Annotated in this window: 19 protein-coding genes, 2 tRNA genes and 3 rRNA genes; 14 read left to right on the top strand and 10 right to left on the bottom strand. The window is 60.2% G+C overall.

What is annotated here, in order from left to right; all coding sequences use genetic code 11:
- Positions 1–331: 331 nt before the first annotated feature.
- From cueR to HU760_RS21390, 3 genes are read right to left on the bottom strand one after another with little or no spacing between them, the layout of a single operon-like run.
- The gene (gene cueR, locus HU760_RS21400; protein WP_186678824.1) at positions 332–742 is read right to left on the bottom strand and encodes a Cu(I)-responsive transcriptional regulator; all 411 of its coding nucleotides are present in this window, start codon (positions 740–742) and stop codon (positions 332–334) included.
- Positions 739–3138, bottom strand: a complete 2400-nt coding sequence (locus HU760_RS21395; protein ID WP_186678822.1) for a heavy metal translocating P-type ATPase — start codon at positions 3136–3138, stop codon at positions 739–741. The genes cueR and HU760_RS21395 overlap by 4 nt, the downstream gene beginning before the upstream one ends.
- A gap of 53 nt (positions 3139–3191) precedes the next feature.
- A complete protein-coding gene (locus HU760_RS21390; protein WP_186678819.1) occupies positions 3192–3578 on the bottom strand; it encodes a hypothetical protein in 387 nt (128 codons plus the stop codon).
- 143 nt (positions 3579–3721) lie between these two features.
- Between HU760_RS21390 and HU760_RS21385 the strand changes: the two genes are divergently transcribed.
- Both HU760_RS21385 and HU760_RS21380 read left to right on the top strand, forming a co-directional pair.
- Complete coding sequence (locus HU760_RS21385) at positions 3722–3919, top strand: heavy-metal-associated domain-containing protein (protein ID WP_186678816.1); 198 nt, start codon at positions 3722–3724, stop codon at positions 3917–3919.
- Positions 3920–4053: 134 nt separating this feature from the next.
- Entirely contained in the window at positions 4054–5235 is a 1182-nt protein-coding gene (locus HU760_RS21380; protein ID WP_186678813.1) for a multidrug effflux MFS transporter, read from the top strand.
- Here HU760_RS21380 and HU760_RS24525 read toward each other — a convergent pair.
- Positions 5186–5383 (bottom strand): hypothetical protein, encoded by a 198-nt coding sequence (locus HU760_RS24525; protein WP_225932878.1) that lies wholly within the window; start codon positions 5381–5383, stop codon positions 5186–5188. The genes HU760_RS21380 and HU760_RS24525 overlap by 50 nt on opposite strands.
- A 493-nt stretch (positions 5384–5876) precedes the next feature.
- On the opposite strand from HU760_RS24525, the gene HU760_RS21375 reads away from it, so the two are divergent.
- Complete coding sequence (locus HU760_RS21375) at positions 5877–6590, top strand: ArsR/SmtB family transcription factor (protein WP_186678811.1); 714 nt, start codon at positions 5877–5879, stop codon at positions 6588–6590.
- Between the two features lie 19 nt (positions 6591–6609).
- On the opposite strand, the gene HU760_RS21370 is transcribed toward HU760_RS21375, so the two are convergent.
- The 5 genes from HU760_RS21370 to HU760_RS21350 form a co-directional block, all read right to left on the bottom strand.
- On the bottom strand, positions 6610–7557 hold the full coding sequence (locus tag HU760_RS21370; protein ID WP_186678809.1) for an adenosine deaminase: 948 nt from the start codon (positions 7555–7557) through the stop codon (positions 6610–6612).
- 86 nt (positions 7558–7643) lie between these two features.
- Positions 7644–8330, bottom strand: coding sequence for an SDR family oxidoreductase (locus HU760_RS21365; protein WP_186678807.1), 687 nt, complete (start codon positions 8328–8330; stop codon positions 7644–7646).
- Between the two features lie 363 nt (positions 8331–8693).
- Positions 8694–9278 (bottom strand): IMPACT family protein, encoded by a 585-nt coding sequence (locus HU760_RS21360; RefSeq protein ID WP_186678805.1) that lies wholly within the window; start codon positions 9276–9278, stop codon positions 8694–8696.
- A 9-nt stretch (positions 9279–9287) separates the two neighbouring features.
- On the bottom strand, positions 9288–9950 hold the full coding sequence (locus HU760_RS21355) for a TetR/AcrR family transcriptional regulator (RefSeq protein ID WP_170028128.1): 663 nt from the start codon (positions 9948–9950) through the stop codon (positions 9288–9290).
- 90 nt (positions 9951–10040) lie between these two features.
- Entirely contained in the window at positions 10041–10961 is a 921-nt protein-coding gene (locus tag HU760_RS21350) for a LysR family transcriptional regulator (RefSeq protein WP_186678996.1), read from the bottom strand.
- 115 nt (positions 10962–11076) lie between these two features.
- Here HU760_RS21350 and aptA point away from each other — a divergent pair, with 115 nt between their 5' ends.
- The 10 genes from aptA to HU760_RS21300 all read left to right on the top strand — a co-directional run bounded on the left by aptA (position 11077) and on the right by HU760_RS21300 (position 23427).
- Positions 11077–12423, top strand: coding sequence for an omega-aminotransferase AptA (aptA, locus tag HU760_RS21345; RefSeq protein ID WP_186678803.1), 1347 nt, complete (start codon positions 11077–11079; stop codon positions 12421–12423).
- Positions 12424–12497: 74 nt separating this feature from the next.
- Positions 12498–13991, top strand: a complete 1494-nt coding sequence (locus HU760_RS21340; protein WP_186678800.1) for a CoA-acylating methylmalonate-semialdehyde dehydrogenase — start codon at positions 12498–12500, stop codon at positions 13989–13991.
- A 561-nt stretch (positions 13992–14552) separates the two neighbouring features.
- A 16S ribosomal RNA gene (locus HU760_RS21335) occupies positions 14553–16089 on the top strand.
- A 77-nt stretch (positions 16090–16166) separates the two neighbouring features.
- Positions 16167–16243, top strand: a tRNA-Ile gene (locus HU760_RS21330).
- A gap of 6 nt (positions 16244–16249) precedes the next feature.
- Positions 16250–16325 (top strand) — tRNA-Ala (locus HU760_RS21325).
- 233 nt (positions 16326–16558) lie between these two features.
- Positions 16559–19450, top strand: a 23S ribosomal RNA gene (locus HU760_RS21320).
- A 134-nt stretch (positions 19451–19584) separates the two neighbouring features.
- A 5S ribosomal RNA gene (gene rrf / locus HU760_RS21315) occupies positions 19585–19700 on the top strand.
- Together the 16S, 23S and 5S rRNA genes with 2 tRNA genes alongside form the textbook arrangement of a ribosomal RNA operon.
- Before the next feature lie 164 nt (positions 19701–19864).
- Complete coding sequence (locus HU760_RS21310; protein WP_186674036.1) at positions 19865–20524, top strand: paraquat-inducible protein A; 660 nt, start codon at positions 19865–19867, stop codon at positions 20522–20524.
- The gene (locus tag HU760_RS21305; protein WP_186674035.1) at positions 20511–21134 is read left to right on the top strand and encodes a paraquat-inducible protein A; all 624 of its coding nucleotides are present in this window, start codon (positions 20511–20513) and stop codon (positions 21132–21134) included. The genes HU760_RS21310 and HU760_RS21305 overlap by 14 nt, the downstream gene beginning before the upstream one ends.
- The gene (locus tag HU760_RS21300) at positions 21127–23427 is read left to right on the top strand and encodes a PqiB family protein (RefSeq protein ID WP_186674034.1); all 2301 of its coding nucleotides are present in this window, start codon (positions 21127–21129) and stop codon (positions 23425–23427) included. The genes HU760_RS21305 and HU760_RS21300 overlap by 8 nt, the downstream gene beginning before the upstream one ends.
- Positions 23428–23613: 186 nt before the next feature.
- On the opposite strand, the gene rpsT is transcribed toward HU760_RS21300, so the two are convergent.
- The gene (gene rpsT / locus HU760_RS21295) at positions 23614–23892 is read right to left on the bottom strand and encodes a 30S ribosomal protein S20 (RefSeq protein ID WP_003247625.1); all 279 of its coding nucleotides are present in this window, start codon (positions 23890–23892) and stop codon (positions 23614–23616) included.
- 250 nt (positions 23893–24142) lie between these two features.
- Here rpsT and murJ point away from each other — a divergent pair, with 250 nt between their 5' ends.
- Entirely contained in the window at positions 24143–25681 is a 1539-nt protein-coding gene (gene murJ, locus HU760_RS21290) for a murein biosynthesis integral membrane protein MurJ (RefSeq protein ID WP_186674033.1), read from the top strand.
- Positions 25682–25696 lie beyond the last annotated feature (15 nt).

Raw genomic sequence — 25696 nt, 5'->3', positions numbered from 1 at the left:
AGATGTTCATCGCGTTGCTGACCTGGCGGATTTCCCGGCTGCTGCCGTCCAGGAACCCGTCGCGTGCCTCGCCTCGCAGATTGAGGACCACCAAGGTGGCCACCAGGACGATGGGCAAGCCGGCAATGACCGCGAATGCCCAGGTCAGTTTCTGTTTGATGCTCATCGATGCCCCCGGATTGTTATTGTCGCTACTCGAAGCAGGTAACAATTGCATCGGCAGCATCCGGGTTTAATGTAGGAAAAGTCCCCGTATTTATTGGATCAAGTCGTGGGCGAGTGACTAGCGGTCGTGTTTGGGCCGATAGGGCCTGTCAGAAGGACGGGCGCCTCAGTGACAGCAGCCACCCGCAGCGCCATTTGCCAGGTCCTTGAGGATCGGGCAATCCGGGCGGTCGTCCCCCTGGCAGTGCGAAACCAGTTCACCGAGGGTGTCACGCAGGCTTACCAGCTCCTCGATGCGCCGGTTCAGTTCCTCGATGTGCTGCAGGGCCAGAGCTTTGACATCGGCGCTGGCGCGCTGGCGGTCTTGCCACAAGGTCAGCAACTTGCCGACTTCTTCGAGGGAGAAGCCCAGGTCGCGGGAGCGCTTGATGAATGCCAGGCTGTGCAGGTCTTCGGCCTGGTACAGGCGGTAGCCGCTGTCGCTGCGTGTTGCGGGCTTGAGCAGGCCGATGGATTCGTAATAACGGATCATCTTGGTGCTGAGCCCGCTGCGGCGGGCGGCCTGGCCGATGTTCATGGAGCCTCCTGGGTATCGCTGCTGGGTTTCCAGGCCTTGAGCCACAACGCGTTGCTCACCACGCTGACGCTGGACAGGGCCATGGCGGCGCCCGCCAGTACCGGGTTGAGGTAACCCAGCGCGGCCAGCGGGATGCCGATGAGGTTATAGATGAACGCCCAGAACAGGTTCTGGCGGATCTTCGCGTAGGTCTTGCGGCTGATCTCCAACGCAGCCGGCACCAGGCGCGGGTCGCCGCGCATCAGGGTAATGCCGGCGGCCTGCATGGCCACATCGGTGCCGCCGCCCATGGCAATGCCGATATCGGCGGCGGCCAGTGCCGGGGCATCGTTGATACCATCGCCAACCATGGCGACTACGCCATCGCGCTTCAGTGTGGTCACGGTTGCCGCCTTGTCGGCCGGCAGCACTTCGGCATGCACGTCATCGATGCCCAGGGCATCGGCTACCACCTTGGCGCTACCCCGGTTGTCGCCGGTCAGCAGGTGGCTGCTGATGGCTTGTGCATGCAGGGCCTCGATCGCCTGCAGGGCACCAGGCTTGAGGCTGTCACCAAAGGCGAACAGGCCCAGTACACGGGGCTGCGTGCCGCGTTCGATCAGCCACGACAGGGTGCGCCCCTCGGCCTCCCAGGCTTGCGCCTGGGAGGCCAGGTCTCCGGCTGGCAGGGCGCTTTCGTCGAGCAGGCGGCGGTTGCCCAGGGCCAGCTCGCGGCCTTCGACCCAGCCGGCGATGCCGCGCCCGGTCAGCGCCTGGCTGCCGGTGACGGCGGGTACGTCCAGCCCTTGTTCGGCGCAGGCATCCAGCACCGCCTTGGCCAGCGGGTGTTCGCTGCCGCGCTGCAGGGCGCCAGCCAGGCGGTGCAGGTCGGCGCTGCTGCCCACCTGCGCCTGGCTGTGGACCACCCTAGGGCTGCCGGAGGTGAGGGTGCCGGTCTTGTCGAACACCACGCGGTTGACTGCATGAGCACGTTCCAGGGCTTCAGCGTCCTTGATCAGGATGCCGTGGCGGGCGGCGACCCCGGTGCCGGCCATGATCGCGGCGGGGGTGGCCAGGCCGAGTGCACAGGGGCAGGCGATGACCAGCACGGCAACGGCGTTGATCAGCGCGGTTTCCAGTGGCGCGCCGGCCAGCCACCAACCGCCCAGGGTAATCAGTGCCAGCACCAGCACGGCCGGGACGAATACCTGGCTGACCCGGTCGACCAGCTTCTGGATCGGGGCCTTGGCGGCCTGGGCGTCTTCGACCAGGCGGATGATGCGTGCCAGCACGGTTTCGGTGCCCAGCGCCTGGGTGCGTACCAGCAACCGGCCTTCACCATTGATGGCGCCGCCGGTGACGCTGTCGCCAGGTTGCTTGGGCACCGGCAGGCTTTCGCCACTGATGAGCGCTTCATCGGCATGGCTGCTGCCGTCCTCGACCTGGCCATCGACCGGGAAGCGCTCACCAGGCTTGACCAGCACCAGGTCGCCGAGGCGCAGCTGGGCGATGGCAACGTCTTCTTCGCGGCCATCGACTACGCGCACGGCCCGTTCCGGGCGCAGGGCTTCGAGGGCGCGGATGGCGCTGGCAGTCTGGCGTTTGGCGCGGCTTTCCAGGTACTTGCCCAGCAGTACCAGGGCAATCACCACGGCCGAGGCTTCGAAATACAAGTGTGGCGCCATGCCCGCCGAAGCCTGCGCCCATTGGTACAGGCTCAGGCCGTAACCGGCGCTGGTACCCAGGGCTACCAGCAGGTCCATGTTGCCGGCGCCGGCGCGCACGGCCTTCCAGGCCGCCACGTAGAAGCGGGCTCCGAGCACGAACTGCACAGGCGTGGCCAGCACGAACTGCACCCAGGCGGGCAACATCCAGTGCACCCCAAACGGTTGCAGCAGCATGGGCAGCACCAGCGGCAAGGCCAGTACCAGAGCCGCGCCGACGGCCAGGCGTTCGTTGCGCAGGCGATGCTGGTTGGCGCCTGGGTCGTCCCTGGCTGTTTGCGGCAGGCTGGCGCTGTAGCCGGCCTTTTGCACCGCGTCGATCAGCAGGTTGTCGTTGACCGACGAGAGCACTTCCAGGTGTGCCCGTTCGCTGGCCAGGTTGACGCTTACCTGTTCCACGCCTGGCAGCTTGGCAAGGGCTCGCTCGACACGCCCGACGCAACTGGCGCAGGTCATGCCGCCGATCTGCAGCTCGACGGTGCGGGTGGGCACGCTGTAGCCGGCTTCGCGTACCGCATCGACCAGCGCGGGCAGGCTGTTGGCTGGGGCCTGGATCCGGGCCTGTTCGGTGGCGAGGTTGACACTGACCTGTTCGGTGCCGGTGACCTTGCGCAGGGCGCGTTCGACCCGACCGGCACAGCTGGCGCAGGTCATGCCGGCGATCGGCAGGTCATAAGTGGTAGATGCGGGCATGGGCTGTCCTCCTTGTGCGTGCCGCCAGCATCAACCTTGCCACGCGGGTAAGGTCAATAGCCCAGGCCGGCTCGTTGCAACTCCAGCCCATGTTGCCCCATGGCGATGCGGTATTTGTTGATCTGGCCCGCCTGCAGGTTCAGTCGTGTGCTGCGTTGGTCCTCGATACCCGGCGCGCAGCCCGGCATCTGCCCGGGCAGTATGCGCAGGCGCACGTCCACAGGGCCTGCTGGCAGGTTGAACGAGGTGGACTGCTCCTGGAATACCCGCCCGGAGAGCTGGTCGTTGAGGTAGATGCCGATTTCGCAACTGGTGGCCACTTCCAGGCGCTCGCGGGAAATGATCAGTACGCTGTAGTCCGAGTTGCCCTCGGCGCTGGCCGGTGGCACCGCAGCCAGCGTGCTCAATAGCCCGACGGCGCCCAATACTGCCCTGAACATGAAGAATCTCCTGCTTGCCTGATCATCAAAGGCGCAGCTTGGCCGACGCGCGCGCGGATTTCCACCCCGGCAGTTGTTGGCAAGTCTTGACCTTGACCCGGTGGCAAGCTTGAGACTGGCCAAAACTGAAGGAGGTAACCCCCATGCAAGTGTTCAATGTACAAGGCATGACCTGTGGCCACTGTGTGAAAGCCGTGACCCGGGCCGTGCAGGAGCAGGACGCAGCAGCCACGGTGGAAGTCGACCTGGCGGCCAGGCAGGTACGGGTGCAGAGCGAGTTGGCGCAAGAACAGATTCTTGCGGCCATTCGCGATGAAGGTTATCAGGCCGAAGTTGCCTGAAGACTTACCTGTGGGAGCGGGCGTGCCCGTTCCCACAGGTAGCGGTAGCCATCGGAACTGTTGCAAATGTTTTCGTACTCACGGGTACACAGCAGGTAGAATCAAGCACTTGCTTAGCCTGCTATGGATTTCTGATGAACCTGCGAATGGTGCTCATCCTGGGCGCACTCAGTGCGTTCGGGCCCTTGGCGATCGACTTCTACCTGCCTGCCTTCCCGGCGATGGCGCAGGCGTTCGCCACCGATGAAAAACATGTCCAGACCACCTTGGCCGTCTACTTCCTCGGCTTGTCCATCGGCCAGCTGGCCTATGGCCCGGTGGCTGACCGCTTTGGTCGACGCAAACCGCTGATGTTCGGTGTGACCCTGTTCACCCTGGCGTCGCTGGCCTGTGCCTATGCTCCCAACCTCGAGACCCTGGTGCTGGCGCGGTTTGTCCAGGCGCTGGGTGGTTGCGCTGGCATGGTGCTGTCGCGGGCGATCGTCAGCGACAAATGCGACCCGGTGGCTTCGGCCAAGGTGTTCTCGCAACTGATGTTGGTCATGGGCCTGGCGCCGATCCTGGCGCCGATGCTGGGTGGGGTACTGGTGAACCTGGCCGGCTGGCAATTGATCTTCCTCGCCCTCAGCCTGTTCAGTGCCGGATGCCTGCTGGCAGTCAGCCTCGGACTGCCGGAAAGCCTGCCCGCGCACATGCCGCGCCAGCCACTGTCTGGCGCCTTGCGCCAATACCTGCGGCTGCTCGCTGACCGGGTATTCCTCGGCCATGCCTTGACCGGCGGGGTCGCGATTGCCGGGATGTTCGCCTACATTGCCGGCTCACCTTTCGTCTTCATCAAGCTTTACGGTGTGCCGGCCGGGCATTACGGCTGGTTGTTCGGCACCAATGCTGCCGGTTTCATCCTTATGGCGCAGGTGAATGCCCGTTTGCTGGCCAAACGTGGCCCGGCATTCCTGCTGGTGCGGGCGGTCTGGCTATACCTGGTTGCAGGCCTGGTGTTGCTGGGGGTGGCGGCGCTGCGTCCGGCGCAGTTGTGGCCACTGCTGGTGCCATTGTTCGTCTGTATCGCCAGCCTCGGCTGCATCATCCCCAACGCTTCGGCCTGTGCCATGAGCGGGCAGGGCGCGCGGGCCGGCAGTGCCTCGGCGTTGATTGGCTGCCTGCAGTTCAGTGTCGCTGCCGGCGCGGCGGCGCTGGTCGGGCTGCTGCACGACGGCAGTGCAATACCGATGGCGCTGGTGATCAGTTTGTGTGGCGCGCTGGTGGTCAGTGCCGCACTGCTGACCCGGCGTTTGCAGGCCAGGGCTCGCGCATAAGCGGGTGAGGTGCCTGCAGGCGAGTTTCCAGCGTGGCGACGAAGGCACGCGCTTCGGCTTCGCTGCGGAAACCGACCACGTGCTGGTCGAGTTGGACCTGCCAGGGGCAGGCAGGGTTTCGGCTCGACGTACTGACGACTATTTTCATCGCGGCATACCTCCAGAGGGAAACAGCCGAGCAAGTGTAGCGCCGCCCCTTCTGCATGCCAGGACCTGCAGCAGTGTCCTGACTGACGGTCGGGCCTGCATGCTCGCAGGTTTTTTATTCCCGCCCCCGGGGCGCAACACCCCTTAGGTGCGTGGAACCTTCGCTGCGGTTTGCGCTACTTGTAGAAAGCAACTGTGGGGCGCATCCGAAGTTGCGTCAGGTGTTTCTACCGCTCGACGTTCCTGCCCCCGCAGCCTGTATGACCCGGCTGTTTCAGCACGGGGCCTGGGCCGGGCTTGCAAGTTTGCCCGCGGCTCACCATGGGTAGGCCTACCCAGTTGTTTCCGGGCGGAGCTGCCGCAGCGGTGGGGCTGCCTGAGTGGCGTTTTTTGCGGCTTATACTGGCGAACCAGGCCAGTGCCAGCGAGAGGCGCTTCCCTGCCAGGGTTGGCCATCGCATCCACACAGTGAACTTGCAGGGAGTTACAGGGACATGAACGCAGCCAGCAGTATCAGCCAGATTGCCAGCCTGATGGCCGATCCCAAGCGCAGTGCCATGTTGTGGGCTTTGATCGATGGCACACCACGCTTGGCCAAGGAACTTGCGGTGATGACCGGCCTGACCTCGTCATCGGCCTGTGCTCATCTTTCCTTGTTGTCGTCTGCCGGCTTGCTCCGGCATGAAGCGCGGGGCCGCAAGCGCTATTTCTGCCTGGCGACGCCGCAGGTCGGGGCTGCAGTGGAGGCGCTGGCCAGTGTCCAGCTCGAAAGCGCCAAGGGCGCGCAGGCCAAGGCGCCGGTGCCACCCTTGCCAATGTCGGTGCGCCGGGCGCGCCGCTGTGGTGATCATCTGGGCGGGGAGCTGGCCAGCGAGCTGTATCACCGGCTGGTGGTCGCGGGCTGGCTGGAGGGCAGTGGTCGGCAACTGATGGTCAGTGATGAAGGGCGGACGCAGTTGGCGCTGGTCGGGGTTTACATCGATGCGCTGGCACCGCACCAGCAACGTGGCTGCGTGATCTGCCACTGCACCGAGCGCAACGACCAGGGGCCGCATCTGGGCGGCGTGCTGGGGCAGGCCTTGTTCAGGCTGTTCCTTCAATCTGGCTGGATGCGCGAGGCCGAGGATACACGGGCTTTGCATATCTCGGCGTTGGGCATCCAGCAGATCAATCGCATTGCCCGCGTGCCGACGTTGCAGGTCGGCTGAGCGCAACGCCGCCATTCATTCAGACCAACCGCGCATCCAGGCTGTTCTGGGCCAGGCGACGGGCCTGGGCTTCGGTCATGCCCAGGTGGGTGTACAGGGCGTGGAAGTTTTCGGTGATGTAGCCGCCGAAGTAGGCCGGGTCGTCCGAGTTGACCGTAACCTTCACGCCGCGCTCGAGCATGTCGAGGATGTTGTGCTGGCTCATGTGGTCGAACACACAGAGCTTGGTGTTCGACAACGGGCACACTGTGAGCGGGATCTGCTCGTCGATGATGCGCTGCATCAGGCGCTCGTCCTCGATAGCGCGCACGCCGTGGTCGATGCGCTTGACCTTCAACAGGTCCAGGGCCTCCCAGATGTACTCGGGTGGGCCTTCTTCACCGGCATGGGCAACGGCGACGAAGCCTTCGCTGCGAGCGCGATCGAACACGCGCTGGAACTTGCTGGGCGGGTGGCCCATTTCCGAGCTGTCCAGGCCAACGGCGATGAATGCATCGCGGAACGGCAGCGCCTGGTCGAGGGTTTTCTGCGCTTCTTCTTCGCTGAGGTGGCGCAGGAAGCTGAGGATCAGGCCACTGCTGATGCCCAGTTGCTTGCGGCCATCCTTGAGTGCCTGGTCGATGCCGTTGAGCACCACTTCGAAGGGGATGCCGCGGTCGGTGTGGGTTTGCGGGTCGAAAAACGGTTCGGTGTGGATAACGTTCTGTGCCTTGCAACGTTGCAGGTAAGCCCAGGTCAGGTCGTAGAAGTCCTGCTCGGTGCGCAGCACATCGGCACCCTGGTAATACAGGTCGAGGAATTCCTGCAGGTTGTTGAAGGCATAGGCAGCACGCAAGGTTTCCACGTCGGCCCACGGCAAGGCGATCTTGTTGCGCTCGGCCAGGGCGAACAGCAGCTCGGGCTCCAGCGAGCCTTCCAAGTGCAGGTGCAGTTCGGCCTTGGGCAGGGCGTTCAACCAGTCATACATAGTGGGTCATCTCGATCAGGTACGGTTGCCGTCATTCTACAGGGCCTGGCCGGGCAATGCGCCCGGCCAGGCTGCGCCCCGGTGAATCACCAGACCAGGGGCTCGCCTTTGTAGTTGATGAAGCGCAGGCCGCCGTGGCCGCTCTGCGCCTTGATCTGTTCGAGCATGCCGCGGGTGCTGGTCAGCACGTCGATCTCGGCGTTCTCGCCGCCCATGTCGGTTTTTACCCAGCCCGGGTGCATGGCCAGCACACACAGGTCGGGGCGTTGCTGTTCCACGACGAAGCTGTTGATCATCGAGTTGAGCGCCGCCTTGCTGGCCTTGTAAAGGCAGATTTCGCCGCCGTCGGGGATGGTTACGCTGCCCAGGATCGAACTCATGAAGGCCAGTACACCGCTACCTTCACGCACCTGGCCGACCAGGCGGCGGGCCACGCGGATCGGTGCCACGGCGTTGGTCATGAACAACTCACCAATATCCTTGTTCTGCACCGCTTCCAGGTCTTGTGGCAGGGGGCCCATGATGCCGGCATTGACGAAGACCAGATCGAATACCTGGCCTTGCAGGTGCTGTTTGAGGTTATCCAGTTGGGCCGTATCGTTCATTTCCAGCTGCTCGATGCGTACACCGGGCACTTCGGCCAGGGCTCCAGGCTGCTGCGGGTTGCGCACGGTGGCGGTAATGTTCCAGCCGTCCTCATGCAGGCGTTGCACCAGGCCAAGGCCCAGCCCGCGTGAGGCGCCAATGATGAGGGCCGATCTTGAAGAAGCCATAGGATCATTCCTTTAACGGTGCCTGAAAAGGTAATGAGCATACGTCATAGTGAGCACAGGTGCCCGCCCGATGAGTGGATAAAAATTGACCAGTGGCCCAGGGCCCTGCATGGCCGGGCGCCTGGCCTGTTGGCGCACGGGTTATCCACAAGCTGTTCCACAGTTATTGTGTGCAAGCCGAGAGGAAAGGCGGGGACTTTTGCTGTTGCATTGGGGATAACTCGCAGGCATTCAGCCGTTCGAAGCTATCCCAATGCTCTGATCAATAAATGATCAATGCTCTGCGGGCCTTGAAGCTATTGGTCTGCAAGCGAGTGCCCCAAGCTTATCCACAGGCCGACCCACAGTTGTTGTGGGCAATGTTCAGCGTGCTTCGAGCAGAATGCGCCCGCGGCTCAGGTCGGCTAGTTGCTGCTGCAACGACGCCAGGTGGGCGTCACCGAGGGCAATCAGCAAGTCAACACCATTGGCGGTGAACTGCTCGTCCAGAACCAGGCCGTCAAACTCCGCCAGGCGCAACTTCACCAGCGCCAGTTCGCTGAAACTGCAGCTGCAGGTGAATTCGCTGCGCTGCACCAGCAGCCGCTTCGGTGCCTGTTGCAGGCATTTGTTGGCACCGCCGCCGTAGGCTCTGGCCAAGCCACCGGTGCCCAACTGGATGCCGCCGTACCAGCGGATCACCAGCACCACCACCTGGTCGCAGTCCTGCGCTTCGATCGCTGCCAGGATCGGCCGCCCGGCGGTGCCGCCCGGTTCGCCATCATCACTGCTGCGGTACTGCGCGCCAAGCTTCCAGGCCCAGCAATTATGGGTAGCGGCCAGGTCGCTGTGGCGCTCGATGAAACTCATCGCTTCGGCGGCACTGCTGATTGGCCCGGCGAGGGTGATGAAGCGGCTTTTGCGGATTTCCTCGCGGTATTCGCACAGGTCGAGCAGGGTAGAAGGCATAGATGGCGGTCAGGCAGCCGGCTTGATGCCGCAGCCTTTGAGGATGATGTGGATAAGGTTGTTGCTCGCGTCTTCCATGTCCTGCTTGGTCAGGCGGCTACGGCCGGTAACCTGGCAGATCTGGGTGGCGAAGTCGGCGTAGTGCTGGGTGCTGCCCCAGAGCAGGAAGATCAGGTGCACGGGGTCGACCGGGTCCATCTTGCCGGCTTCGATCCAGGCCTGGAATACCGCGGCTCGGCCGCGGAACCATTCACGGTAGTCGGCACTGAAATATTCGGTCAGACAAGTGCCGCCGCTGATCACTTCCATGGCGAAAATCCGCGAGGCTTGCGGGTTGCGCCGGGAGAATTCCATCTTGGTGCGGATGTACTGGCTCAGGGCTTCGGCGGGGTCGTCGTCGACACTCAAGGCGTTGAAGGTGCTGTCCCACAACTCGATGATGTTGCTGAGCACGGCAATGTACAGGCCCAGCTTGTTGGTGAAGTAGTAATGCAGGTTGGCCTTGGGCAACCCCGCCTTGAGGGCGATGGTGTTCATGCTGGTGCCCTTGAAACCATGGCGGGCGAACTCGTCTTCGGCGGCCTGGATAATAGCCTGTTCGTTCTTCTGGCGAATGCGGCCCGCGGGCTTGCCCGAGGTGGCGAGGCGATGCGCAGGGACTTCTAGGGTCATGGACGATTCCGTACGGGTCAGTGGCTGCGGCTGTCGGACAAGATTACCTGCCTGCGCCGAAGTGACAAGCGTTAGCGGCAAAGACTGGCATCAGCGTGTCGCAGCCAGGCTCTCGAGAAAGCTTTCCAGCACCAGGTTTGGCCGCCGGCCTTTGCGCGTTACCCAGCTGAGGCTCAAGTCATAGAAGCGCTGCCGGGGCTTGAGTGCTCGCAGGCGGCCTTGCTGTACCCAGAAGGTGGCGTAGTGGTCTGGCAGGTAGCCGATATAGCGCCCGGTAAGGATGAGAAACGCCATGCCTTCGCGGTCCGAGGCACTGGCCGTGCAGTTCAGGGCCTGGTAATGGGCCTGGATCTCGGCCGGCAGGCGGAAGGTGGGGGCGATGGCTTCCTGGCTGTTGAGGCGGTCGTCATCTATCTGCTGGTCGTCAGCGTAAAACAGCGGGTGGCCGACGGCGCAGTACAGCAGCGAACGCTCGCTGTACAACGGCTGGTATTCCAGGCCCGAAAGCGGGCTGGTCTGCGGTACCACGCCGACATGCAGGCTACCGTCGAGCACGCCGTGTTCGACCTGGCTGGGCGCGATCATGCGGATCTGGATGCGCACATCGGGGCCTCGGTCCTTGAGTTCGGCCAGGGCATGGGTGATGCGCATGTGCGGCAAGGTGACCAGGTTGTCGGTCAGGCCAATGTTCAGCTCGCCACGCAAATGCTGATGCAGGCCGTTGACCTCGGTGCGGAAGCTTTCCAGGGCGCTGAGCAATTGCAGGGCTGAATGGTAGACCTCGCGGCCTTCCTCGGTCAGCGAGAATCCGGCGCGGCCGCGCTGGCACAAGCGCAAGCCCAGGCGTTGCTCCAGGTCGTTCATTTGCTGGCTGATGGCCGAGCGACCAATGCCCAGCACGTTCTCGGCAGCCGAGAAGCCTCCGCACTCGACAACGCTGCGGTAGATTTTCAGCAGGCGGATGTCGAAATCGCTGACTTGGGCGAGTGGATCGGGGCGTCGGCTCATCAGTTTAGTCAGGGCCTGTCTGAAGGTTAGAAATGTTGGCTTTTTCAGACTTTATCGCCGTGCCACCTTAGCTGCAACAACATCCATCGTTGCCTAATCGTCTTCCGAGGAACCGCCGATGAACATGCCCGAAACCGCCAGCGCCGGTATCGCCAGCCAGCTCAAGCTGGATGCCCACTGGATGCCCTACACCGCCAACCGCAACTTCCAGCGCGACCCGCGCCTGATCGTGGCGGCCGAAGGCAACCATCTGGTCGATGACAAGGGGCGCAAGATCTTCGATGCGCTGTCCGGTCTGTGGACCTGTGGCGCCGGGCATACCCGCAAGGAAATCACCGAGGCGGTAGCGCGCCAGGTCGGTACCCTGGATTACTCTCCGGCCTTCCAGTTCGGCCACCCGCTGTCGTTCCAGCTGGCCGAGAAAATCACCGAGCTGACTCCGGGCGACCTGAACCATGTGTTCTATACCAACTCCGGTTCCGAGTGTGCCGACACCGCCCTGAAGATGGTGCGCGCCTACTGGCGCCTGAAAGGCCAGGCAACCAAGACCAAGATCATCGGCCGCGCCCGCGGCTACCACGGCGTTAACATCGCCGGCACCAGCCTGGGGGGGGTCAACGGCAACCGCAAGCTGTTCGGCCAGTTGCTGGATGTCGACCACCTGCCTCACACCGTGCTGCCGGTGAACGCCTTCTCCAAGGGCCTGCCGGAAGAGGGCGGCATCGCCCTGGCCGACGAAATGCTCAAGCTGATCGAGCTGCACGATGCCTCCAACATCGCTGCCGTGATCGTCGAGCCACTGGCTGGTTCGGCCGGCGTACTGCCGCCGCCGAAGGGCTACTTGAAGCGTCTGCGTGAAATCTGCACCCAGCACAACATCCTGCTGATCTTCGACGAAGTGATCACCGGTTTCGGCCGCATGGGTGCAATGACCGGTGCCGAAGCCTTCGGCGTAACCCCGGACCTGATGTGCATCGCCAAGCAGGTGACCAACGGCGCCATCCCGATGGGCGCGGTTATCGCCAGCAGCGAGATCTACCAGACCTTCATGAACCAGCCGACCCCGGAATACGCCGTGGAATTCCCGCATGGCTACACCTATTCCGCCCACCCGGTAGCTTGCGCCGCCGGTATCGCGGCGCTGGACCTGCTGCAGAAAGAGAACCTGGTGCAGTCGGCTGCCGAGCTGGCGCCGCACTTCGAGAAGCTGCTGCACGGCGTGAAGGGCACGAAGAACATCGTTGATATCCGTAACTACGGCCTGGCCGGCGCGATCCAGATCGCGGCCCGTGACGGTGATGCCATCGTGCGCCCGTATGAAGCGGCAATGAAACTGTGGAAGGCGGGCTTCTATGTGCGCTTCGGTGGCGACACCCTGCAGTTCGGCCCAACCTTCAATACTACGCCGCAGCAACTGGACCGCCTGTTCGACGCAGTGGGCGAAACCCTGAACCTGATCGACTGATCTGTCCGGTTCTGATGTCCGGCGCGTGGGTACTTATCGCGCGCCTGGCTCAACCCTCTTTATCTGGAGTTTTCATGAGCATTGTTCAGCACCTGATCCACGGCGAGCTGGTTACCAAGGGTGAGCGCAGCGCCGATGTCTTCAATCCGTCCACTGGCCAGGCTGTACGCAAGGTCGAGCTGGCCAGCCGCGCGACCGTGCAGCAGGCGATCGATTCGGCCAAGGCGGCCTTCCCGGCGTGGCGCAACACGCCACCGGCCAAGCGTGCCCAGGTCATGTTCCGCTTCAAGCAACTGCTGGAGCAGAATGAAGCACGCATCGCGCAGATGATCAGCGAAGAACACGGCAAGACCCTCGAAGACGCCGCGGGGGAACTGAAGCGTGGCATCGAGAACGTCGAGTTCGCCTGCGCAGCGCCAGAAGTGCTGAAAGGCGAGTACAGCCGCAACGTCGGCCCGAACATCGACGCCTGGTCCGACTTCCAGCCGTTGGGCGTGGTTGCCGGCATCACCCCGTTCAACTTCCCGGCCATGGTGCCGCTGTGGATGTACCCACTGGCCATCGCCTGTGGCAACGCGTTCATCCTCAAGCCTTCCGAGCGTGACCCGAGCTCGACGCTGTACATCGCCCAGCTGTTGCACGAGGCCGGCCTGCCGAACGGCATCCTCAACGTGGTGCATGGTGACAAGGAAGCGGTGGATGCACTGATCGAAGCGCCGGAGGTGAAGGCTCTTAGCTTCGTCGGTTCGACCCCGATCGCCGAGTACATCTATGCCGAAGGCACCAAGCGTGGCAAGCGCGTGCAAGCCCTGGGTGGTGCCAAGAACCATGCAGTGCTGATGCCCGATGCCGACCTGGACAACGCAGTCAGTGCCCTGATGGGGGCGGCCTATGGTTCCTGCGGCGAGCGTTGCATGGCTATTTCGGTAGCGGTGTGCGTGGGTGACCAGGTGGCGGATGCGCTGATCGCCAAGCTCGAACCGCAGATCAAGGCACTGAAGATTGGTGCCGGCACCTCGTGTGGCCTGGACATGGGCCCGTTGGTGACTGCTGCAGCCCGTGACAAGGTGGTGGGCTACATTGATGAGGGTGTTGCTGCTGGTGCCAAGCTGGTGGTGGATGGTCGTGGCTACCGTGTGGCCGGTAATGAGGATGGCTACTTCGTGGGTGGCACCTTGTTCGACCAGGTGACCCCCGAGATGCGCATCTATAAGGAAGAGATCTTTGGCCCGGTGCTGTGCGTGGTGCGTGTGAACAGCCTGGAGCAGGCCATGCAGCTGATCAATGACCACGAATACGGCAATGGCACCTGCATCTTCACTCGGGATGGCGAAGCGGCGCGGTTGTTCTGCGACGAGATCGAAGTGGGCATGGTCGGCGTCAACGTGCCGTTGCCGGTGCCGGTGGCTTACCACAGCTTTGGTGGCTGGAAGCGTTCGCTGTTCGGCGACCTGCATGCCTATGGCCCGGACGGGGTGCGCTTCTATACCCGTCGCAAGGCGATTACCCAGCGCTGGCCGCAGCGGGCGAGCCACGAGGCTTCGCAGTTTGCGTTCCCTAGTTTGTAAGGGATGGTGAAGAAGCGGGGAGGCCGGTAGGCCTCCCCGCTTTTGTTTTTCAGTGATATGAAGGTTTCTTGAAATTAAAGGTTGACGCGGTTTCGGATCCCCTTATAATGCGCCCCACTTCCAGCGAGATCGGAACGAAAAACTCCTTGTTCATCAATGAGTTAAGTAGTAACGAAGAAGCTGAAAGGGCTACGATCGAATGATCGGCAGCGGTCGAGATGAAGGTTGACAGCGTTTCAAAACGCTGTATGATTCGCCTCCCGCTACGAGAGATCGCAGTGAGTCAAGTGTTTGAAGCTAAACGAGTTTCTCGCAAAAAACTTCAAAATAAACGCTTGACAGCAAATGAGGAAAGCGTAGAATGCGCGCCTCGGTTGAGACGAAACGCTCTTAACCAAACGCTCTTTAACAAATCGAATCAAGCAATTCGTGTGGGTGCTTGTGAGTACGGACTGATAGTCACAAAGATTATCAGCATCACAAGTGGCCATGCGAGAAATCACATAGTCATTTGAGATTGCTGAGCCAAGTTTAGGGTTTCTTAAAAACCCAAGCAGTATTGAACTGAAGAGTTTGATCATGGCTCAGATTGAACGCTGGCGGCAGGCCTAACACATGCAAGTCGAGCGGATGACGGGAGCTTGCTCCTTGATTCAGCGGCGGACGGGTGAGTAATGCCTAGGAATCTGCCTGGTAGTGGGGGACAACGTTTCGAAAGGAACGCTAATACCGCATACGTCCTACGGGAGAAAGTGGGGGATCTTCGGACCTCACGCTATCAGATGAGCCTAGGTCGGATTAGCTAGTTGGTGAGGTAATGGCTCACCAAGGCGACGATCCGTAACTGGTCTGAGAGGATGATCAGTCACACTGGAACTGAGACACGGTCCAGACTCCTACGGGAGGCAGCAGTGGGGAATATTGGACAATGGGCGAAAGCCTGATCCAGCCATGCCGCGTGTGTGAAGAAGGTCTTCGGATTGTAAAGCACTTTAAGTTGGGAGGAAGGGCAGTAAGCTAATACCTTGCTGTTTTGACGTTACCGACAGAATAAGCACCGGCTAACTCTGTGCCAGCAGCCGCGGTAATACAGAGGGTGCAAGCGTTAATCGGAATTACTGGGCGTAAAGCGCGCGTAGGTGGTTCGTTAAGTTGGATGTGAAAGCCCCGGGCTCAACCTGGGAACTGCATCCAAAACTGGCGAGCTAGAGTACGGTAGAGGGTGGTGGAATTTCCTGTGTAGCGGTGAAATGCGTAGATATAGGAAGGAACACCAGTGGCGAAGGCGACCACCTGGACTGATACTGACACTGAGGTGCGAAAGCGTGGGGAGCAAACAGGATTAGATACCCTGGTAGTCCACGCCGTAAACGATGTCAACTAGCCGTTGGAATCCTTGAGATTTTAGTGGCGCAGCTAACGCATTAAGTTGACCGCCTGGGGAGTACGGCCGCAAGGTTAAAACTCAAATGAATTGACGGGGGCCCGCACAAGCGGTGGAGCATGTGGTTTAATTCGAAGCAACGCGAAGAACCTTACCAGGCCTTGACATGCAGAGAACTTTCCAGAGATGGATTGGTGCCTTCGGGAACTCTGACACAGGTGCTGCATGGCTGTCGTCAGCTCGTGTCGTGAGATGTTGGGTTAAGTCCCGTAACGAGCGCAACCCTTGTCCTTAGTTACCAGCACGTCATGGTGGGCACTCTAAGGAGACTGCCGGTGACAAACCGGAGGAAGGTGGGGATGACGTCAAGTCATCATGGCCCTTACGGCCTGGGCTACACACGTGCTACAATGGTCGGTACAGAGGGTTGCCAAGCCGCGAGGTGGAGCTAATCTCACAAAACCGATCGTAGTCCGGATCGCAGTCTGCAACTCGACTGCGTGAAGTCGGAATCGCTAGTAATCGCGAATCAGAATGTCGCGGTGAATACGTTCCCGGGCCTTGTACACACCGCCCGTCACACCATGGGAGTGGGTTGCACCAGAAGTAGCTAGTCTAACCTTCGGGGGGACGGTTACCACGGTGTGATTCATGACTGGGGTGAAGTCGTAACAAGGTAGCCGTAGGGGAACCTGCGGCTGGATCACCTCCTTAATCGACGACATCAGCCTGCTGATGAGCTCCCACACGAATTGCTTGATTCATGGTTGAAGACGATCAAGACCCTATATAGGTCTGTAGCTCAGTTGGTTAGAGCGCACCCCTGATAAGGGTGAGGTCGGCAGTTCAAATCTGCCCAGACCTACCAATATGCGGGGCCATAGCTCAGCTGGGAGAGCGCCTGCCTTGCACGCAGGAGGTCAGCGGTTCGATCCCGCTTGGCTCCACCACTTGCTTTACTTGATCAAACTCAGAAATGAGCATTCGCCTCGAATGTTGATTTCTGACTTTTGTCAGATCGTTCTTTAAAAATTCGGATATGTGATAGATATAGACTGATGACCAGTTTCACTGCTGGTTAATCAGGCTAAGGTAAAATTTGTGAGTTCTGCTCGAAAGAGCAACATGCGAATTTTCGGCGAATGTCGTCTTCACAGTATAACCAGATTGCTTGGGGTTATATGGTCAAGTGAAGAAGCGCATACGGTGGATGCCTTGGCAGTCAGAGGCGATGAAAGACGTGGTAGCCTGCGATAAGCTTTGGGGAGTCGGCAAACAGACTGTGATCCAGAGATCTCTGAATGGGGGAACCCACTCAGCACAAGCTGAGTATCTTGCACTGAATACATAGGTGCAAGAGGCGAACCAGGGGAACTGAAACATCTAAGTACCCTGAGGAAAAGAAATCAACCGAGATTCCCTTAGTAGTGGCGAGCGAACGGGGACCAGCCCTTAAGTTGATTTGAGATTAGTGGAACGCTCTGGAAAGTGCGGCCATAGTGGGTGATAGCCCCGTACACGAAAATCTCTTGTCAATGAAATCGAGTAGGACGGAGCACGAGAAACTTTGTCTGAACATGGGGGGACCATCCTCCAAGGCTAAATACTACTGACTGACCGATAGTGAACCAGTACCGTGAGGGAAAGGCGAAAAGAACCCCGGAGAGGGGAGTGAAATAGAACCTGAAACCGTATGCGTACAAGCAGTGGGAGCCTACTTTGTTAGGTGACTGCGTACCTTTTGTATAATGGGTCAGCGACTTATATTCAGTGGCGAGCTTAACCGAATAGGGGAGGCGTAGCGAAAGCGAGTCTTAATAGGGCGTTTAGTCGCTGGGTATAGACCCGAAACCGGGCGATCTATCCATGGGCAGGTTGAAGGTTAGGTAACACTGACTGGAGGACCGAACCGACTACCGTTGAAAAGTTAGCGGATGACCTGTGGATCGGAGTGAAAGGCTAATCAAGCTCGGAGATAGCTGGTTCTCCTCGAAAGCTATTTAGGTAGCGCCTCATGTATCACTCCAGGGGGTAGAGCACTGTTTCGGCTAGGGGGTCATCCCGACTTACCAAACCGATGCAAACTCCGAATACCTGGAAGTGCCGAGCATGGGAGACACACGGCGGGTGCTAACGTCCGTCGTGAAAAGGGAAACAACCCAGACCGTCAGCTAAGGTCCCAAAGTCATGGTTAAGTGGGAAACGATGTGGGAAGGCTTAGACAGCTAGGAGGTTGGCTTAGAAGCAGCCACCCTTTAAAGAAAGCGTAATAGCTCACTAGTCGAGTCGGCCTGCGCGGAAGATGTAACGGGGCTCAAACCATGCACCGAAGCTACGGGTGTCATCTTCGATGACGCGGTAGAGGAGCGTTCTGTAAGCCTGTGAAGGTGAGTTGAGAAGCTTGCTGGAGGTATCAGAAGTGCGAATGCTGACATGAGTAACGACAATGCGAGTGAAAAACTCGCACGCCGAAAGACCAAGGTTTCCTGCGCAACGTTAATCGACGCAGGGTTAGTCGGTCCCTAAGGCGAGGCTGAAAAGCGTAGTCGATGGAAAACAGGTTAATATTCCTGTACTTCCAGTTATTGCGATGGAGGGACGGAGAAGGTTAGGCCAGCCTGGCGTTGGTTGTCCAGGTTTAAGGTGGTAGGCTGAAATCTTAGGCAAATCCGGGATTTCAAGGCCGAGAGCTGATGACGAGTTGCCTTCAGGCGACGAAGTGGTTGATACCATGCTTCCAAGAAAAGCTCCTAAGCTTCAGATAACTGGGAACCGTACCCCAAACCGACACAGGTGGTTAGGTAGAGAATACCAAGGCGCTTGAGAGAACTCGGGTGAAGGAACTAGGCAAAATGGCACCGTAACTTCGGGAGAAGGTGCGCCGGCGAGGGTGAAGGACTTGCTCCGTAAGCCCATGCCGGTCGAAGATACCAGGCCGCTGCGACTGTTTATTAAAAACACAGCACTCTGCAAACACGAAAGTGGACGTATAGGGTGTGACGCCTGCCCGGTGCCGGAAGGTTAATTGATGGGGTTAGCGCAAGCGAAGCTCTTGATCGAAGCCCCGGTAAACGGCGGCCGTAACTATAACGGTCCTAAGGTAGCGAAATTCCTTGTCGGGTAAGTTCCGACCTGCACGAATGGCGTAACGATGGCGGCGCTGTCTCCACCCGAGACTCAGTGAAATTGAAATCGCTGTGAAGATGCAGTGTATCCGCGGCTAGACGGAAAGACCCCGTGAACCTTTACTATAGCTTTGCACTGGACTTTGAATTTGCTTGTGTAGGATAGGTGGGAGGCTTTGAAGTGGGGACGCCAGTTCTCATGGAGCCATCCTTGAAATACCACCCTGGCAACTTTGAGGTTCTAACTCAGGTCCGTTATCCGGATCGAGGACAGTGTATGGTGGGTAGTTTGACTGGGGCGGTCTCCTCCCAAAGAGTAACGGAGGAGTACGAAGGTGCGCTCAGACCGGTCGGAAATCGGTCGTAGAGTATAAAGGCAAAAGCGCGCTTGACTGCGAGACAAACACGTCGAGCAGGTACGAAAGTAGGTCTTAGTGATCCGGTGGTTCTGTATGGAAGGGCCATCGCTCAACGGATAAAAGGTACTCCGGGGATAACAGGCTGATACCGCCCAAGAGTTCATATCGACGGCGGTGTTTGGCACCTCGATGTCGGCTCATCACATCCTGGGGCTGAAGCCGGTCCCAAGGGTATGGCTGTTCGCCATTTAAAGTGGTACGCGAGCTGGGTTTAGAACGTCGTGAGACAGTTCGGTCCCTATCTGCCGTGGACGTTTGAGATTTGAGAGGGGCTGCTCCTAGTACGAGAGGACCGGAGTGGACGAACCTCTGGTGTTCCGGTTGTCACGCCAGTGGCATTGCCGGGTAGCTATGTTCGGAAGAGATAACCGCTGAAAGCATCTAAGCGGGAAACTTGCCTCAAGATGAGATCTCACTGGAACCTTGAGTTCCCTGAAGGGCCGTCGAAGACTACGACGTTGATAGGTTGGGTGTGTAAGCGCTGTGAGGCGTTGAGCTAACCAATACTAATTGCCCGTGAGGCTTGACCATATAACACCCAAGCAATTTGCTGACGCAGATTGCGGTGGTGAAGATGATACGAACCGAAAGTTCGCAACGAACCACGAATATCACATATCCGGATTCGCTGGAGTGTCTACCAGGACCTTCTGGCAACAGAATTTCTTGACGACCATAGAGCATTGGAACCACCTGATCCCATCCCGAACTCAGCAGTGAAACGATGCATCGCCGATGGTAGTGTGGGGCTTCCCCATGTGAGAGTAGGTCATCGTCAAGATTCATTTCGCAAAACCCCTATCTGCGCATGCAGGTAGGGGTTTTGTCTTTGCGTGGCCAAAACATCACGCACCTACACCGATTGCGCAAGCTGCTGTCATGTCGCCTCCCACTATCCGGGCAAGAACACTAGAATAGCCCCACGCACCTATGCAGAAGCGCTATATGCCCAACCCTGTCGAACCCGAATCATTGGCCCGCTTGCCGTTGGACGAGCTGGTTGCCTGTCATGAATGCGACTTGCTGCTGCGCAAGCCTGTACTCCAGCATGATGAAAAGGCCCTGTGCCCGCGCTGCGGCTACGAGCTTTATGCCCACCGGCACAACGTGGTCAACCGTAGCCTGGCGTTGGTACTGACTGCCCTGCTGCTGTTCGTGCCGGCCAATTTCCTGCCAATCATGCAACTGCATCTGCTGGGCCAGACATCGGACGATACCGTGTGGAGCGGCGTGTTGGGCCTGTACAACTCGGGCATGCGCGGCGTGGCCGTGGTGGTATTCCTTTGCAGCATGGCCATACCCCTGGCAAAACTCCTGTGCCAACTGGCCGTACTGTTGAGCATCCGGCTGAACATCGGGCGTGATTACGGCCTGCTGTTCTACCGCATCTATCACCACTTGCGTGACTGGGGCATGCTCGAGGTTTATTTCATGGGGGTGCTGGTGGCCATCGTCAAGCTGGTGGACCTGGCCGAACTGACCGTGGGCCTGGGGCTGTTCTGCTTCATCAGCCTGCTGTTGATCCAGGTATGGCTCGAAGTGGTCATGTCGCCGCACCAGATCTGGAGTGCGTTATCGGGGGAGGATCTGCATGCGGGCGATTGATGCAGGCATTCTGGTCTGCAATGAATGTCACGAGCTGAACAGGCAAGAGCCGGACAGCGCTTCACAGGCCTGCACCCGCTGCGGCGCCATCGTGCATGCCCGCCGCCCGAACAGCATCGTGCGTACCTGGGCGCTGCTGATCGCAGCATCGATCCTGTACATTCCGGCCAACATGCTGCCGATCATGACCGTGAGTACTCTCGGCCAAGGCAGCCCAGACACCATCATGTCCGGCGTCATTACCCTGCTCAAGCATGGCATGGTGCCCATTGCTGCAGTGGTGTTCATCGCCAGTATCCTGGTGCCCACCTTCAAGCTGGTGGGTATTGGCCTGCTGTTGTATTCCGTTCAGCGTCGGCAGCCGCTTTCGGCGCGGCAACGGATATTGATGTACCGCTTCATCGAGTTCATCGGGCGCTGGTCCATGCTGGATATCTTCGTCATCGCCATCCTGGTGGCGGTGGTGAATTTTGGCCGGATCGCCAGTGTCGAAGCCAACCTGGGCGCTGTCGCCTTTGCAACCGTGGTGATCCTGACAATGCTTGCTGCTTTAACTTTCGATCCCCGACTGATTTGGGATAACACGGAGTCGGATGACGACCATGAGTGACCTGCCAACGGCTAAAACCCGCCCAGCTTCGAACTGGTCGGCCATCTGGATACTGCCTTTGATCGCCTTGATGATCGGTGGCTGGCTGGCCTGGCAGGCTTACCGTGATGCCGGGGTGGAAATTGAAGTCCGCTTCGAGTCGGGTGAGGGGATCGTCGCCAACAAGACCGAGGTTATCTACAAGGGCATGCCGGTTGGCAAGGTGACCCGTCTGGTCCTGGACGCCAAGGGCGAGAACCAGGGGGTGATCGCCACCATCGAGATGAACAAGGCTGCCGAGCCCCACCTGACCAAGGGCACGCGCTTCTGGCTGGTGAAGCCAAGTGTCAGCCTGGCGGGTATTTCCGGTCTTGAGACATTGGTGTCAGGCAATTACATCGCCGTCAGCCCGGGGGAGGGTGAACGTACCAAGCGCTTCACCGCGTTGAAAGTGGCACCGCCGCTATCGGACACCGAGCCAGGCCTGCACCTGACCCTCAAGGCCGACCGGCTGGGCTCGCTCAACCGTGACAGCCCGGTGTTCTACAAGCAGATCCAGGTCGGCCGGGTGAAAAGCTATCGCCTTTCCGACGACCAGAGCACCGTCGAAATCAAAGTTTTCATCGAGCCGGCATACGCCAGCCTGGTGCGTAAGCACACACGGTTCTGGAACGCCAGCGGCGTCAGCATCGATGCGTCGCTTTCGGGGGTGAAGGTGCGCAGCGAGTCGCTGTCCAGCATCGTCGCCGGTGGCATCGCCTTTGCCACGCCGGAACACCGCAAGGACAGCCCGCCCACCGACTCCAGCCTGCCGTTTCGCCTGTATGAAGACTTCGACGCGGCCCAGGCCGGTATCCGGGTGAAGCTGAAGCTGAGCGACTATGAAGGCCTGCAGGCGGGTCGTACGCCCGTGATGTACAAGGGTATCCAGGTCGGTTCGCTGAAAACCCTGAAGATGGAAGACAACCTGGCCAGTGCATCGGCCGAATTGACGCTGGACCCATTGACCGAGGACTACCTGGTCGAGGGCACGCAGTTCTGGGTGGTCAAACCATCGATTTCGCTGGCGGGCATCACCGGCCTGGAAGCGCTGGTCAAAGGCAACTACATCGCTATCCGACCCGGCGAGAAAGGCGCACGGCCCGAGCGTGAGTTCGAGGCCCGTGCCAAGGCCCCGCCACTCGATCTGAAGGCGCCTGGCCTACACATGGTGTTGTTCGCCGACACCCTGGGCTCGCTGGAGATCGGTAGCCCGGTGATGTATCGCCAGGTGAAGGTGGGTAGCGTGCAGAGCTACCAGTTTGCGCGTAACAGCAACCGCATCCTGATTGGTGTGCATATCGAGAAGGAATACGAAAAGCTGGTCAACGGCTCGTCGCGCTTCTGGAACGTCAGTGGTATCACGCTGAGCGGCGGCCTGTCCGGCATCAAGATCAAGAGTGAGTCGCTGCAGACGCTGATGGCCGGTGGTATTGCCTTCGACACGCCGCGACCCGATGTGGCGCTCAAACGCCATATTCCGCGCTTCCGTCTGCATGACAGCCAGGAAGCAGCCAACCGCGCGGGTACGTTGGTCACCATCCGCGTCGACCGTGCCGATGGTTTGAAGCCGGGTACGGCTATCCGCTTCCGTGGCCTGGATGTAGGCAGCATCGAGAGCGTCGACCTCACGGATGACCTGCAGGCGGTATTGCTGCGGGCACGTATTACCGAAGCCGCAGACCGTATTGCCCGGGTCGGCACGCAGTTCTGGGTGGTCAAGCCGGCCTTTGGCCTGGTGCGCACCCAGAATCTCGACACCCTGGTAGGCGGGCAATACCTGGAAGTGCAGCCGGCAGCCAAGGATCGTGGCCCGCAGCGTGACTTCATTGCACTGGCCGAGGCCCCGCAAGTGGCTGGACCGGAAGTGGGTCTGCCGTTGACGCTAAGCGCGCCGCGCCGTGGCTCGATCAAGCCGGGCGTGCCGGTGACCTACCGCGAAGTCACGGTGGGCAAGGTGACAGGCTTCGAACTGGGCCAGAGTGCGGACCGCGTGCTGATTCATATCCTGATCGAACCGCGCTATGCGGCACTGGTGCGCAGTGGCAGTCGCTTCTGGAACAGCAGTGGCTTCGGTTTCGACTGGGGGCTGTTCAAGGGGGCTACGGTGCGTACCGAGTCGGTGGAGACGCTGATCGACGGCGGTATCGCCTTTGCCACGCCGGATGGCGAACAGATGGGGAGCCCGGCGCGGCCACAGCAGACCTTTGCCCTGTTCGACCAGGCCGAGGAAGAATGGCTGAAGTGGGCGCCGAAGATTCAGATAGCCAAGTAATGCCGGCAAGCACTGGCTTGCTTCTTTGTAGGAGTGGCAGTGTGTCGCGAACGGGCTGCAACGCAGCCCGATCGCAACGCAAGGCCGCACCTGCGAGAAACGGTGCGGCGATGGGGTAGTGCTGAAGCATAAATCGCAGGCAACAAAAAACCGACCCTAGGGTCGGTTTTTCGACTAGCGCGTCGCTTAGGCAGCTGCAGCTTCTTTCAGCGCCTTGATGTGGCCATTCAGACGGCCTTTGTGACGAGCAGCCTTGTTCTTGTGGATGATGCCCTTGTCGGCCATACGGTCGATTACAGGCACAGCCAGAACGTAAGCGGCTTGCGCTTTTTCGGCGTCTTTTGCGTCGATGGCTTTGACTACATTCTTGATGTAGGTGCGGACCATGGAACGCAGGCTGGCGTTGTGGCTGCGACGCTTCTCAGCCTGTTTTGCACGTTTCTTGGCGGAAGGTGTGTTGGCCACCGTCGAGCTCCTCGAAAGACTTTAGGTAAATAGCAAACAAAATAGGCCGCGAATCATGCCGATCAGTCGAACGGATGTCAAGGCCACCTGCAAGGTTCCGCCGAGCGGTGCGCCAACAGGATGGAAAGATTCCTTTCTGCTGCGCGACCTGTAAACTCGGGAATTTTTGGCTCCCCTGCGAAGGCGCGGGAGTATCGCACATTCGGACGCTGTCTGGCAGCGTCCTCTGCCCCTGGCGTGAATCTTTTCGATGAACCTGCTCAAATCCCTGGCTGCGGTAAGCTCGATCACCATGATTTCGCGGGTGCTGGGCTTTGTCCGCGACACTATCCTGGCGCGTATCTTTGGTGCCGGCATCGCCACCGATGCCTTCTTCATCGCGTTCAAACTGCCCAACCTGCTGCGGCGCATTTTCGCCGAAGGCGCATTTTCCCAGGCCTTCGTGCCGATCCTGGCGGAATACAAGACCCAGCAAGGCGAGGAGGCCACCCGAACCTTCGTCGCCTACGTCAGCGGCCTGCTGACCCTGGTCCTGGCGCTGGTGACCGCCATCGGCATCCTGGCTGCGCCGTGGGTGGTCTGGGCCACCGCGCCAGGCTTTGTCGACAGTGCCGAAAAGTACCAGCTGACCACCGCCCTGTTGCGGGTGACATTTCCTTATATATTGCTGATCTCGCTGTCTTCGCTGGTCGGGGCCATCCTCAATACCTGGAACCGCTTCTCGGTACCGGCCTTCACCCCGACCCTGTTGAACGTGGCGATGATCGCCTTCGCCGTGCTGCTCACGCCGTACTTCGACCCGCCGATCATGGCCCTGGCCTGGGGTGTGCTGGCCGGAGGCCTGGCGCAGCTGCTGTACCAGCTGCCAGCGCTGAAGCGGATCGGCATGCTCGTGCTGCCGCGCCTGAACCTGCGCGACACCGGAGTGTGGCGGGTGCTCAAGCAGATGCTGCCGGCGATCCTCGGGGTGTCGGTGAGCCAGATCTCGCTGATCATCAACACCATCTTCGCCTCGTTCCTGGTGGCCGGTTCGGTGTCGTGGATGTACTACGCCGACCGCCTCATGGAGCTGCCTTCAGGTGTGCTGGGCGTGGCCTTGGGTACCATCCTCCTGCCGACCCTGGCCAAGACTTACGCCAACAAGGACCGCGAAGAGTACTCGCGGATCCTCGACTGGGGCCTGCGCCTGTGTTTCCTGCTGGTACTACCTTGCACCCTGGCCCTGGCCATCCTCGCCGAGCCGCTGACCGTGGCGCTGTTCCAGTACGGCAAGTTTACCGCCACCGACGCGGCCATGACCCAGCGGGCGTTGATTGCCTATTCGGTGGGCCTGCTGGCGATCATTCTGGTCAAGGTACTGGCCCCGGGCTTCTATGCGCAGCAGAATATCCGCACGCCGGTGAGGATCGCGGTGTTCACCCTGGTCTGCACCCAGCTGTTCAACCTGGCCCTGATCGGCCCGCTGGCTCATGCCGGCCTGGCACTGGCGATCAGCCTGGGAGCCTGCCTGAATGCCGGCCTGCTGTTCTGGAAGCTGCGTAGCCAGCAACTGTTCCAGCCGCAGCCAGGCTGGGCGATGTTCCTGTTCAAGCTGCTGCTGGCAGTAGGGCTGATGTCGGCGGTGTTGCTGGCTGGCATGCACTTCCTGCCGGCCTGGGAGCAAGGCAGCATGCTGGAGCGCCTGGTACGCCTGGGCGTGCTGGTACTGGCCGGCGTCGTGAGCTACTTCGGCTGCCTGTACCTGTGCGGCTTCCGGCCCCGGCATTTCGCCCGCAAGGCCTTGCACTGAGGCAGCGGGTGGGTC

Origin of the sequence: Pseudomonas oryzicola, from assembly GCF_014269185.2 — a bacterium.
Classification (GTDB): Bacteria; Pseudomonadota; Gammaproteobacteria; order Pseudomonadales; family Pseudomonadaceae; genus Aquipseudomonas; species Aquipseudomonas oryzicola.
This window is presented reverse-complemented; position numbering and strand designations above follow the sequence as displayed.